The organism is Aestuariibaculum marinum, assembly GCF_014596975.1.
Taxonomy (GTDB): Bacteria; Bacteroidota; Bacteroidia; order Flavobacteriales; family Flavobacteriaceae; genus Aestuariibaculum; species Aestuariibaculum marinum.
The window spans coordinates 35,788-47,435 of sequence record NZ_JACVXD010000012.1 but is presented as its reverse complement, the minus strand read 5'-3'; the positions used below and the strand labels follow the sequence as shown (position 1 = coordinate 47,435).

General features: G+C 32.5%; 14 protein-coding genes and 1 tRNA gene. 10 read left to right on the top strand and 5 right to left on the bottom strand.

Translation table 11 applies throughout. The annotated features are described in order from the left end of the window. Positions 1-58: 58 nt before the first annotated feature. Complete coding sequence (locus ICJ85_RS14785) at positions 59-508, top strand: GatB/YqeY domain-containing protein (protein ID WP_188224573.1); 450 nt, start codon at positions 59-61, stop codon at positions 506-508. Positions 509-535: 27 nt separating this feature from the next. Continuing rightward, positions 536-609 (top strand) — tRNA-Arg (locus ICJ85_RS14780). A 50-nt stretch (positions 610-659) separates the two neighbouring features. Here the strand turns inward: ICJ85_RS14780 and deoD are convergent. Continuing rightward, positions 660-1,358, bottom strand: coding sequence for a purine-nucleoside phosphorylase (gene deoD, locus ICJ85_RS14775; protein WP_188224572.1), 699 nt, complete (start codon positions 1,356-1,358; stop codon positions 660-662). A 200-nt stretch (positions 1,359-1,558) separates the two neighbouring features. Between deoD and ICJ85_RS14770 the strand changes: the two genes are divergently transcribed. The 4 genes from ICJ85_RS14770 to ICJ85_RS14755 all read left to right on the top strand — a co-directional run bounded on the left by ICJ85_RS14770 (position 1,559) and on the right by ICJ85_RS14755 (position 4,114). Next, entirely contained in the window at positions 1,559-2,008 is a 450-nt protein-coding gene (locus tag ICJ85_RS14770; protein WP_188224571.1) for an Hsp20/alpha crystallin family protein, read from the top strand. A gap of 282 nt (positions 2,009-2,290) precedes the next feature. Next, entirely contained in the window at positions 2,291-3,142 is an 852-nt protein-coding gene (locus ICJ85_RS14765) for a zinc-dependent peptidase (RefSeq protein WP_241739560.1), read from the top strand. 75 nt (positions 3,143-3,217) lie between these two features. Further along, complete coding sequence (locus ICJ85_RS14760) at positions 3,218-3,637, top strand: CBS domain-containing protein (RefSeq protein ID WP_188224570.1); 420 nt, start codon at positions 3,218-3,220, stop codon at positions 3,635-3,637. 60 nt (positions 3,638-3,697) lie between these two features. Further along, the gene (locus ICJ85_RS14755) at positions 3,698-4,114 is read left to right on the top strand and encodes a CBS domain-containing protein (RefSeq protein WP_241739559.1); all 417 of its coding nucleotides are present in this window, start codon (positions 3,698-3,700) and stop codon (positions 4,112-4,114) included. On the opposite strand, the gene rpe is transcribed toward ICJ85_RS14755, so the two are convergent. The 4 genes from rpe to ICJ85_RS14735 form a co-directional block, all read right to left on the bottom strand. Then, entirely contained in the window at positions 4,111-4,773 is a 663-nt protein-coding gene (rpe, locus tag ICJ85_RS14750) for a ribulose-phosphate 3-epimerase (RefSeq protein ID WP_188224569.1), read from the bottom strand. The genes ICJ85_RS14755 and rpe overlap by 4 nt on opposite strands. Before the next feature lie 174 nt (positions 4,774-4,947). Further along, entirely contained in the window at positions 4,948-5,811 is an 864-nt protein-coding gene (locus ICJ85_RS14745) for a sigma-70 family RNA polymerase sigma factor (protein WP_034041378.1), read from the bottom strand. A gap of 165 nt (positions 5,812-5,976) precedes the next feature. After that, positions 5,977-6,351: a hypothetical protein gene (locus ICJ85_RS14740; protein ID WP_188224568.1), complete on the bottom strand. Its 375-nt coding sequence runs from the start codon at positions 6,349-6,351 to the stop codon at positions 5,977-5,979. Between the two features lie 65 nt (positions 6,352-6,416). After that, positions 6,417-7,415, bottom strand: coding sequence for a hypothetical protein (locus ICJ85_RS14735; RefSeq protein ID WP_188224567.1), 999 nt, complete (start codon positions 7,413-7,415; stop codon positions 6,417-6,419). Positions 7,416-8,053: 638 nt separating this feature from the next. Here ICJ85_RS14735 and ICJ85_RS14730 point away from each other — a divergent pair. The 4 genes from ICJ85_RS14730 to ICJ85_RS14715 all read left to right on the top strand — a co-directional run bounded on the left by ICJ85_RS14730 (position 8,054) and on the right by ICJ85_RS14715 (position 11,645). Then, on the top strand, positions 8,054-9,190 hold the full coding sequence (locus ICJ85_RS14730; RefSeq protein WP_317173098.1) for a helix-turn-helix domain-containing protein: 1,137 nt from the start codon (positions 8,054-8,056) through the stop codon (positions 9,188-9,190). A gap of 123 nt (positions 9,191-9,313) precedes the next feature. Then, positions 9,314-10,006, top strand: a complete 693-nt coding sequence (locus tag ICJ85_RS14725) for a DUF6134 family protein (protein ID WP_188224565.1) — start codon at positions 9,314-9,316, stop codon at positions 10,004-10,006. After that, a complete protein-coding gene (locus ICJ85_RS14720; protein WP_188224564.1) occupies positions 10,003-10,680 on the top strand; it encodes a CPBP family intramembrane glutamic endopeptidase in 678 nt (225 codons plus the stop codon). Before ICJ85_RS14725 ends, ICJ85_RS14720 begins: the two co-directional genes overlap by 4 nt. Continuing rightward, positions 10,677-11,645 (top strand): NAD-dependent epimerase/dehydratase family protein, encoded by a 969-nt coding sequence (locus ICJ85_RS14715; protein WP_188224563.1) that lies wholly within the window; start codon positions 10,677-10,679, stop codon positions 11,643-11,645. Before ICJ85_RS14720 ends, ICJ85_RS14715 begins: the two co-directional genes overlap by 4 nt. Positions 11,646-11,648 lie beyond the last annotated feature (3 nt).

The following is an 11,648-nucleotide window of genomic DNA, read 5'->3' as shown; positions in this document are numbered from 1 at the left end:
TAAATGAGGTAACGAAACTATTTTTCTTAGTATATTCGCAATCAAATAAAATATACCAATGAGTTTACAACAAGATATCATGACGGCGTTAAAGGAAGCCATGAAAGCTAAAGATCAAACGGCTTTAACGGCTTTAAGAGCAGTAAAATCAGCTATTTTATTAGCACAAACCGAAGCAGGCGGGCAGGACGGTTTAACCGAAGAACAAGAGCTTAAAATGCTTCAAAAGTTGGTAAAACAACGTAAAGACAGTGCAGCGATATATGTTGAACAAGGACGTGAGGATTTAGCAGCGCCAGAATTGGCAGAAGCTGAAGTGATTAGTCAATTCTTACCGGAAGCTTTATCTGAAGAAGAAATAGAGAAAGTTGTCGTTAAGGTTATTACTGAAACCGGAGCAGAAGGTATGAAAGATATGGGGAAAGTAATGGGTGTTGTGTCTCAGGAATTGGCAGGTAAAGCCGATGGAAAAACCATATCGACAATTGTTAGACAAAAGTTAGCATAATAGCATAATCTCTGTAAAAGAGAAATTGGCCACGTAGCTCAGCTGAATAGAGCACTGGATTTCGGCTCCAGCGGTCGGGGGTTTGAATCCCTCCGTGGTCACATTTTGAAAAACGCTATATAATTTAATAGAATTATGTAGCGTTTTTATTTTAACCAATATTCAACGCAATGTCAATCATGCTGTTAAACGTGCTTTCGCGTTCTTTTGCACTCGTTGTTTCTTTAGACACCAGAGAGTCTGAAATGGTTAAAACAGTTAATGCATTTACGTTGTTTTTTGCAGCAATGCTATAAAGTCCTGCAGTTTCCATCTCTACACAAAGTACACCATATTCGGCCCAGATTTTATAGAATTCTGGATTGTCATCATAAAACACATCTGCGGTTAATATGTTTCCTGCATGAAAGGAAATGTTATTGGTTTTTGCATAATCTACAGCTTTTTCAAACAGGTTATAACTTGCTGTTGGTGCATAGGTATACGATCCAAATTTGGATGTGTTAATGGCAGAGGTCGACGATGCCGACATGGCAATAACAATGTCTTTAAGTTTTACGTGTTTTTGGTACGAACCGGCAGTGCCAACACGAATCAGATTTTTAACCCCATAATCGTTAATGAGTTCGTGATAATAAATTAAAGCTGAAGGCACCCCCATACCACTGGCTTGAACTGAGATGCGTTTGCCTTTATAAAATCCAGTAAAGCCAAGCATGCCCCGAACTTTATTGTAACAAACTACGTCCTCTAGAAAGTTGTCGGCAATCCATTGGGCGCGTAATGGGTCTCCAGGTAATAAAACAGTATCGGCAATGGCGCCTTTTTCGGCTTCAATGTGTACACTCATCTCATCATAAATTATAGAGTTTTAAAGTTAACGATAATAGATTAATCAAATACTGACAATCATCATAAAGCTTATTTGACAACATGAATTTCTTTTCAATTTACTCGGGTAAATGTTCTTTAACTGATATTTATCATATTATAAAGGGTTCATTAATATTATATTAGACCAGTAAATTAATAATCAAAAAATTAATTGTCATGTCACTCACAAAGTTTAGCAACCGAAATAGATTATTCCCTTGGAATAATTTAGACTTAAAGAGCTTTTTGGGCTCTGATGACTTTTTTAATTCAGATTTTTTTGCAGAAGAAGGATTGATGCCAGCTATGAACGTTAAAGAACATCATACTGATTTTGAAATTGAATTTGCCGCACCGGGATTCAATAAAAAAGATTTTGAAGTGACTATTGAAGACAATGTCTTGTATGTAAGTGGTGAAAAGAAAATGGAAAAAGAAGAGAAAGAAGATGATTATACTCGCCAAGAGTTTAGTTATAATTCTTTTAAACGCTCTTTAAGACTTCCAGAAACTGTAGATGTTAGTAAAGAAATAGAAGCGACTTACAAAAACGGCATTTTAAAATTAAACCTTTTAAAAAAAGAACCTATTAAAGAGATTCCTAAAAAGGTAGTAGAGATTAATTAACAACTTAATAAGTAGAAAGCTGTTTTAGGCTTTCTACTTAACTTTTTAAATCAATTGTCGAACTAATACTTTATTTATATGGGAAAGGGCTTTTATAATTAGTTACACATTATAAACTATTTGTTATTGAGAGGAAGAGTAATGTAACAAATAGCGATTTTTTTTGCCTTACTGTTCGCAGTAAGGCTTTTTTATTCAGCTTTTTTAAATATTCGATTAAATATATGCCAACTTTTTTGATTAAGTTTAGCATGTGTAACCCCAAATGCATTGTATTGTTTTATGTTCAATCTGGTTTTGGCAAGAGATATGGATTTAAGTAGTGTTATACTACTTGGTGTTTTATTGGTGTTCCTTTTAGGGATTATTGTTAACTATATCTTTAAAATGGTTGAAATGGCGTATGTTATGCGTTACAAAAAGCCAATGTATAATCACGTTTATCTTTATCTAAAACGTCTGAATAAAAACCAACGGTTAATACTGGAACGACAATTTACGTTTTATAATAAACTTCCAAATAAATCCAAACGTCACTTTGAGCATCGTGTGTTCCGTTTTATAGAGGACAAAGAATTTATAGGTAGGTCTGGAGTTGAAATTAACGATGAAATAAAAGTTTTAATTTCTGCTACAGCAGTTATGTTAACCTTTGGGTTTAGAGACTTTTATATAGGTCTAATATCTAAAATTGTAGTGTATCCAACCAAGTTTTATTCAAAAACCAATGATGCTTATCATAAAGGGGAGTTTAATCCTAAATTAGAAGCGTTGGTTGTGTCGTGGGAAGATTTTAAAGAAGGTTATAAATCGGCAGATGATAACTTAAATCTGGGAATCCACGAGCTTACACATGCCATACATATAAATAGTATTAAAGAAAGAGATGTAAGTTCTACCATCTTCAGTGATACGTTTAAAGAATTATCTGAATTATTAGTTAATGATGAAGCTTTGCGCGCTCGTTTAATGAGTTCAGGATACTTTAGAAAATATGCGTTTACAAACCAGTTTGAGTTTTTAGCTGTGGTAATCGAAAACTTTATTGAAACTCCTAATACCTTCCAGTTAGAATTTCCTGAGATCTACGTAAAGGTTAAACAAATGCTAAATTTTAATATAGTAGGATATTAGAATTATAACATGATTTTTGTCATGAATCTTTAAGCTGTTGTTTGCTAATTTTATAAGGTAAAAACAGATAAGAAGATGATACGTACAACACCAGTTTCGATGATAATGACAACGCCTGTTATTACATTAAAGGAGAATGATAATTTAGATAAAGCAGAGCATCTTTTAAAATCTCACCATATTAGACATATTCCTGTAGTTTCTGGTTTTTATGTCAGAGGCATGTTGAGTTATAACGATATATTAAGATTGAGTTTTGCAGATTTAACCGAAGACTCGCAGGATGATGCCGATGTTTTGGTTTATAAAATGTTTAAAGTTAAGCAAGTAATGACTAAAAACGTTTTAACGGTATCTTCAACAAGTACCATAAAAGAAGTGGCTGAAATATTTGCAGAACATGAATTTCATGCCTTACCAGTTGTTGATAGCAATAGATTGGTGGGGATTGTAACAACAACCGATTTGATAAAATATTTGCTTAATCATTTTTGATTGTTCTATTTTCAATTAAAACCAACCATTCAGAATATATAACCAAAAAACTAATAGACTATGAATGCTTTAATACCTGTATCAGATATTATGACCGAGAATGTCATAGCTCTGAATAGAACAGACGATTTAGAAAGAGCTGAAACGCTTTTTAATAAATATCGTATTAAACATATTCCTGTAGTGTGTAAAGATGTTGTAATTGGTATGTTAAGCTTCACTGACCTTCAAAAAATAAGTTTAGCAGAAGCAACAGCCGATGAACACGATGTTAACGCAGTGGTTTATAATAGTTATACCATTGAGCAGGTTATGACCAAAAATGTGGTAACCATTACAGCAGATACGACCATAAAAGAGGCTGCTACTATATTAGCCAATAGTGCTTTTCATGCCTTGCCAGTTGTAGAGGAAGGTATGTTAATTGGTATTGTTACAACAAGGGATTTATTGAAATACTATCTAAAAAACTATTAAGAGTTAGCAATTTCTCTTAAGTCTTTAATAGTTTCAATAGGTGTTTCACTTTTAAAAACATAGCTGCCTGCAACTAAAACATCGGCACCAGCATCAACCAGTGCTTTGGCATTTTTGTTAGTTACACCACCATCAATTTCAATAATGGTTGAGGCGCCTTTGCGCTCAATTAAGGCTTTAAGTTGCTTGACTTTGTCGTAGGTGTTTTCAATAAAACTTTGGCCACCAAAACCAGGGTTCACACTCATAATAAGTACTAGGTCGATATCGTTAATCGTATCTTCTAAAAGGCTAACATTAGTATGCGGGTTTAAGGATACGCCAGCTTTCATGCCTTCAGCTTTAATGGCTTGAAGTGTGCGGTGTAGGTGTGTACATGCCTCATAGTGGACCGTTAATACATTGCTTCCTAAGTCGGCAAAAGTTTTAATATACCGGTCTGGATCTACAATCATTAAGTGCACATCTAAAGTTTTTTTAGCATGTCTGCCAATAGCTTCTAAAACAGGCATACCAAAAGAAATGTTTGGAACAAAAACACCATCCATGATATCTATATGGAACCAATCGGCATCACTTTTATTAACCATTTCAATATCGCGTTGAAGGTTAGCAAAATCTGCTGCTAATAACGATGGGGCAATTAATTTAGAACTCATGTTGTGTGGTGTGTTTTTGTAATTTTTTTGCAAATATAGAAAAGCCTAGTAACTAAAAGGTTAAAGAATGCATAAAAATAAACCCCCGGTAATCAGCCGGGGGTTCTTTCATCAATCAAAAAACGAACAGTTATGTGTAACTGTTGTTACGTTTATTTAGTCGTAAAAACTTTACTAACCTAAATATGTTTTTAATATTTTACTTCTAGACGTATGTTTTAATCTACGAATAGCTTTTTCTTTAATTTGTCTAACACGCTCACGGGTTAAATCGAAGGTTTCTCCAATTTCTTCAAGCGTCATTGGATGTTGGTTTCCTAAACCAAAATACAGACGAATTACATCAGCTTCACGAGGCGTTAAAGTTTCCAGAGCACGTTCAATCTCGGTGCGAAGCGATTCGTGTAATAATTCTCTATCCGGGTTAGGCGATTCCCCACTGTTTAATACATCATATAAGTTAGAATCTTCACCTTCAACTAAAGGCGCATCCATACTTACGTGACGTCCTGAGTTTTTCATAGACTCCTTAACATCGTTAATTGTCATGTCTAACTCTTTTGCTATTTCTTCAGCACTTGGCGGGCGCTCATGACTTTGCTCTAAAAATGCAAAGGTCTTATTAATTTTATTAATAGAACCAATTTTGTTTAAAGGCAAACGTACAATACGCGACTGCTCAGCTAAAGCTTGTAAGATAGACTGACGAATCCACCAAACGGCATACGAGATGAATTTAAAACCACGCGTTTCATCGAAACGTTGAGCGGCTTTAATTAACCCCAAGTTACCTTCGTTAATTAAATCGGGAAGGGTTAAACCTTGGTTTTGGTATTGTTTAGCTACCGATACAACGAAACGTAAATTAGCTTTTGTTAATTTTTCTAAAGCGATTTGATCTCCTGCTTTAATTCGTTGTGCTAATTCTACTTCTTCGTCGGCCGTAATTAAGTCAACTTTACCAATTTCTTGTAAATACTTATCTAGCGAAGCTGTTTCTCTATTGGTAACCTGCTTCGTAATTTTAAGTTGTCTCATCTAAAAAGTGCTCCTGTAAATAATTATATGAATATTACTTTTGTATATAGTTATACGTAATAAGACAAAAAAATGTTACAAAAATTATGAAATTCTTTTTTTTGTCCTATTTATATGACACTGAAACTGTATGGAAGTCACACATTATAAGTAGGTTTCGGTAAATTAAATTTTTATTAAAGTTTTGCTATTAAGGTTAATGGAATCAAGCATTTCTTGGGTGAATGCATAATGTCCGCGTGCAGTAATTAACCTAAATCTGGAAGATTTCATGGCACTTAATGTGTTCAGGAAAATCCATTTGGATTTTAATAACTTTGGTTTTTCTGATTTTAAACTAATATCAAAATAATACTTTCGACCCTCTTTAGTCGCTACAACATCTGGCGTTATGGAAATGCCACTGTCAGATTTTGTGTAGGATTTAGGGGTTTCGTAACCGTCAATGTCTGCTTTGATATTTTCAAAGCCATGGTTTTCTAAATAATTAATAGAATTTTTTAGAATGTCTGAATATTTTGCTTTGTCTTCGTAAATCATAATTCGTAAGTTAATGAAAATGAGTGTTAAATAAAAATTAGCGAAAGGGTTTAACGAATTTTTAGTTATATGTATAGCATTTTGTCCCCCATATTTATGCGCTCTTTGGCGATAGAGATTTTTTGATAAACTTTTTTAAAGAAAAGGGTTCTGTCTCGTTCTCCGGCGGTGGTTAAAAGTTTTGAGTTGGACATGAGTTTTTGTAAAAATTCATGCATCATGTCGCATGTTTCTTTATGTTCAACTTTAAAGTAGCTTAAAACTGTAAATGGAGAAAAAAATACTTTTCCGTAAGAAGTAATGACCATTATGGTGTTCGATAAAGACTGTAAATCACATTTATAAAGCATAAAAGAAAGAGAATTATTCTGACCATTAATGCTTTGATTAATAGTTTTGTTTTCAACAAGTGTAATAACATCATGGATATCGTCACATATTTGCAATGCGGATTCTTTTGAAACTAAACCAGCTTCAAAATAGTAGAGTACTTGCTGAATCGATCCGTTAACAGTATTATCGCTCCAGAGTTCAATAACATTGGTATGATGGTAAATTTCACCCAACTCAAAAGCACTCTTCAATAAGGATGAAGGAATGGTTTTTACCCAATCATCAAAAGTAATTTTACTTTTAGTCATTTCTATATTTAGGTCTTTTAGCCAAACATACATTTTGTATCTGGTGAGCAGAGAATTGGTTAGGGTGTGGAAAACCGGGATATCTTTACTGGAATAAATAAACTGGGCATTTTTTACTTTTTTTACGGCAATAACATGTTTTGTCGATTCTTTTATCCATTGTTCTAATCCTTCAACATCGTTAATCGGTGAAGATAATTCTGTGACAATAGAATTTTTATTTCCAATTTCGAAAAGCTTGTTTAATGAGATGTTATAGTGTTTTGCTAGCTTAACACTTTCCTCTAGCGTAAGGTTTGTTTTTAAGTTTATACGCCGGTAAGCAGCATCATAGCCGATATCTAGAATTTCTGCTATCTCATGTGCAAAGGATGTTGGGTTTTCAAACTTATCCTTTAAAGATTGAATAAATAATTCTTGCATTTTTTAAAAAATTGCAAGTAGGTTGGTATTAGGTTTTGCATAAATTACAAAAAATAAATGAGCTTTACGCCTAATGTGTAAATGTTTTGTGAATTGTATGGTTTAATTTTATGTTAATGTAAGTCGTTAAAAAGAATAAGTAAAAGCAAAGTGTCTTTATGTTTATCAATTTGTTTGTTATTTAATTCTGCATTTTTAATCTAATTTTTTTTTAAGATGAATTCAAAATCGAAATCCAAGTTTTATCGTTGTGTGAATTTAATTGATAGCGCATTGAATGTTTATTTATATTTTATTGTTTTAAATAAACATTGCAGGGAAAATAGCAGTAATAATAATAGTTCTACCAGGGTTTCCATTTTAAGTCATTCAAAAGGTTAATAAGCAAACCTGACTAGCAAAATTTCCTCCCATTTTTGTAACTGTTTAATAGACGTAATATGTGTTTTTTTGTCGATTATTAGATGCGTTAATGTTGTTTTTGTGAGATTTAGATAAAATCTGAAGTAAATAATTTTTTATCTTAGTGTAATACGAAATAGCTTTTGCTTTCTAATAAATTAGGACGCATTAATTAAGTTTAATCTTTTATGAATGAGAGCTTAATTTCTTTAATAAACTTTTTGCTTTTGGCAGGAGTGCTGCAAGGTTTCGGGTTTAATCTTGTAACCTTTGGTGTGAAAAAGAAATTCAACCCCACAGTGGTGTTTTTAAATTTAATAGTCCTATCGATTTCATTAAACAATTTACAGGCGTGGTTGAGGTATAAGGATTATTTAGCAGTATTGGTTGGTTGGGGAACATTTGACGAGCATTCAACGATTAGATTTTTTCTTAACAATTTTGAAGTGCCGTGGCATATTTTTATAGTTCCTATGTTTTATGCATTTACGGTGCATTATTTTAAGATTGAAGATAAAGTCAATAAATATATAAAGCCTACCGTTATAATTTTTATTGCAGAGGTGGTTGTTCGATTAGGAATAATAGTATACGACTTTAATCCTTACCTTGAAGAAGATTCACCTCTAATTACCAAATGGTTTTTTGTTGAAAATATAATCAACTTGGGGTATTCGCTTTTTATGTTTGTCAATGCCTGTTTGATAATTTTTAAGAAGCATCATCTGTTAAATTACATTGTGTCTTACGATGATTTAAACTGGATAAAGTGGTTTGTCCGTTTAGGCATTTTGAATATCGGACTATGGGGTTTGGCTTTATTGTTTCATATTACAACAGGACAAAGAACGGCCTACTTGCCATTAAATTTTTGCACTTCGGTTTTATTGTATTGGTTGGGATATCAAGGGTTTTATAAATATACTGTAGTGAGTGATAGAATCTCTTTGCGATCAAAACTGGCGAATGATGATATTTTAACAAAATCAGTTAGTCAAAATGGAAGTGAAGAATGTGACGATTTTTTCAATGAAAAACATCAGGCCGATTTCAATAAAGTTAAAAGTTATATTGTAAAGAATAAATTGTTCTTAAATCCGCTTTTAAGTATGGAGTCAGTGGCTTCAGATTTAAATATGAGCAAAAGCTATTTCTCAAAACTTATCAATTCTTATAGTGACTACAATTTTTCAGATTTTATTAATTCACTTCGGGTGAAGCAGGCTAAGAAGTTTTTGTCGAACGACGAATTTAGCGAATATACGATTGTTGCTATTGGCTTGGAATGCGGGTTTAATTCAAAATCTACATTTTATTCAGCATTTAAAAAATTTACCTCAGTTACTCCCACTATTTACAGAAGTCAATATTAGATTTTCTTATGTCCTGAATTATCGTTGGACATCCCATATTTTATAGTATAGAGTTTATCGGATATTCAATTTAAAGCGTGGTTATAATTTTACGATTAGAAAATAATCATAAAACTATGAGTCATGATACCAGCATTAATTTTATATCTAGTAAGAAGAATGAGGTATGGCGCAAATACTTCATTAGATCTTAGTAAATTCAGAGAAATAGTACTTAAAATAAAGTCCATTCTTTTCTTTTTTATAGTAAGCTCCGCTTTTCCTTTCAATTCAGGTAATTCTTCCGAATCTGTTTCATATAAGATCGTGAAGAACAATACAACAATAGGTTTTATAAACATTGAAAAACAAGTAGAGAACCATATTACTACATATTCTCTGGAAAGCCATGTTGAAGTTAAATTTCTTGTTAAAGTTAATGTGTCGTGTGCTGAAAAATCAATTTATGAAAATGGGATATTGATGTATTCTTCGGTGTACCGAAAAGTAAATGGTAAGGTGAAAGCAGATCATAAAGTGGTTCGAAAAGATGATCGATATATCCTGTTTCACAACAATGAGGAACAGCGATTAAAATTTGAAGAACTCACTCGAAACTTAATTACACTTTATTTTGAGGAGCCTAAAATAATAGAGAAGATATATTGCGATAATTTAAAAAAGGAATTAAAGATTAAACCCATAAACAAAGGGTGTTATCGGGTAGATTTTGATAAAGGAAAGTATAACGTATTTCATTATAAAAATGGAAAATGTGTAAAAATAGATGCAGTAAGTAAACTGTTTAGTGTAACTCTAATACCAGTGCTGTCATGAATTTTCAATTAACCATATGGGTGCTTGGTGTTAGTTTTACAGCCTATTTTCTAATAAGCATAGTTTTTAATCGGCTTGGCATTAATAATCTGCAGTCTTCGTTAAATATTATAAATGGGCTGAAGCTATTAAACTTAAAGCATGTTTTGGGTATTTTATTATTCGGAGTGTTGCCATTTGCTGTTTTTCCTGAAATGAGACAGCTTGTTTATTCGGTAGGAGTATTCAATTTACACGTTTTGGTGGGGTTTTTGTTGGCTTGTTTTTTATGTGTGTTTACAGCATGTTTGGCCGTTGGCAACAATCATAAGCTGAATGATATTGATGCTGTAAGCTTTTATCAACTATCGAATGCGCGAGGTTATTTTGCAATCAGGTTTGTTTTTTTACTGTGTTACGAATTCTTTTTTAGAGGTATTGTGTTTTTCTTCTTTTTAGAATCGTATGGTTTAACCTTATCTATTTTATATGTTACTTTTTTTTATGTACTTATCCATGCCTTCGATTCAAAACGTGAAATGTTAGGAGCTATACCTTTTGGGGTTTTGTTATGTGTCTTTAGTTACTACACAGGTAGTATTTGGTATGCGTTTCTGCTGCATATGGCATTATCGGCAGTTTATGAGATTTCTATTTTTTATCATTTAACCTTTAAAAACCAATCAACGTCATGAAAGTTTTAGTTACAGGATCAACAGGTTATATAGGTCATGAATTGGCTTTGGCTTTGGCTAAAAAAAAGATTACTGTACACGCATTGTGTCGAGATATTCATTCGCCAAAAGTTCCGCTACACGACAAAATAATTCTATTTAAAGGAGATATTTGTGATAAGTCTTCACTTAAAAAAGCTATTAAAGATTGCGAATATGTGTTTCATTGTGCTGCATTCACTAATCTAAAATGTAAAAGCATCAATAGCTTTTTTGAAACGAATGTGGTAGGAACTGAAAATGTATTAGCTGCAGCACTTAATGAAGGAGTTAAAAAGTTTGTGTTTACCAGTAGCTTGTCGGTATTTGGTCCTTCTTATAAAAACATTCCAATAACCGAAGAACAGCCACGATTAGCTTCATATGCTAACGATTATGAACTTACTAAATGTATGGCCGAAGAAAAGGTTAAAGGCTATTCTAAACTTGGTTTACCATATGTTATTCTGAATGTTTCTAGGGTTTATGGACCAAATATAAACGGAAATCCTTTTGGTGTGTATCATTTAATAGAGCAAATGGTAAATAAGAGTATTCTGCTTATGCCTAATAGAGGAGAGGTAAGAACTAATTACGTTTATGTCAAGGATGTTGTAAAAGCTCATATTAAGGTGATTAAGAGTTCTGTTAGAGATGAAAATTATATAATAGGAGGAGAAAACATTAGCTATAATACATTGTTTCAATTTATAAAAACCCTAACAAAAAGTAAGGTAAGAATAATAAGGTGTAATTATAAAATGATTCGGATGGTTTTATCTGTCTGGAATGCACTGGGCTCTTTTTTTAATTGGTCTTCTTTTTTAAACCCTCAGGTAATAGATGCATTATTTATTAATCGGCAATCTGTTTCTAATAAAGCCAAAAGAGACCTGAAATACACAGTAACACCTCTAGAAAAGGGACTGAAGAAAACAATAAAATAGTTA

Bases quoted from the DNA above. Each gene is read 5' to 3' on its own strand.
- ICJ85_RS14785 (WP_188224573.1), top strand. From the start codon at position 59: ATGAGTTTACAACAAGATATCATGACGGCGTTAAAGGAAGCCATGAAA.
- deoD (WP_188224572.1), bottom strand. From the start codon at position 1,358: ATGAGTGTACACATTGAAGCCGAAAAAGGCGCCATTGCCGATACTGTT.
- ICJ85_RS14770 (WP_188224571.1), top strand. From the start codon at position 1,559: ATGTCACTCACAAAGTTTAGCAACCGAAATAGATTATTCCCTTGGAAT.
- ICJ85_RS14765 (WP_241739560.1), top strand. From the start codon at position 2,291: ATGTTCAATCTGGTTTTGGCAAGAGATATGGATTTAAGTAGTGTTATA.
- ICJ85_RS14760 (WP_188224570.1), top strand. From the start codon at position 3,218: ATGATACGTACAACACCAGTTTCGATGATAATGACAACGCCTGTTATT.
- ICJ85_RS14755 (WP_241739559.1), top strand. From the start codon at position 3,698: ATGAATGCTTTAATACCTGTATCAGATATTATGACCGAGAATGTCATA.
- rpe (WP_188224569.1), bottom strand. From the start codon at position 4,773: ATGAGTTCTAAATTAATTGCCCCATCGTTATTAGCAGCAGATTTTGCT.
- ICJ85_RS14745 (WP_034041378.1), bottom strand. From the start codon at position 5,811: ATGAGACAACTTAAAATTACGAAGCAGGTTACCAATAGAGAAACAGCT.
- ICJ85_RS14740 (WP_188224568.1), bottom strand. From the start codon at position 6,351: ATGATTTACGAAGACAAAGCAAAATATTCAGACATTCTAAAAAATTCT.
- ICJ85_RS14735 (WP_188224567.1), bottom strand. From the start codon at position 7,415: ATGCAAGAATTATTTATTCAATCTTTAAAGGATAAGTTTGAAAACCCA.
- ICJ85_RS14725 (WP_188224565.1), top strand. From the start codon at position 9,314: ATGATACCAGCATTAATTTTATATCTAGTAAGAAGAATGAGGTATGGC.
- ICJ85_RS14720 (WP_188224564.1), top strand. From the start codon at position 10,003: ATGAATTTTCAATTAACCATATGGGTGCTTGGTGTTAGTTTTACAGCC.
- ICJ85_RS14715 (WP_188224563.1), top strand. From the start codon at position 10,677: ATGAAAGTTTTAGTTACAGGATCAACAGGTTATATAGGTCATGAATTG.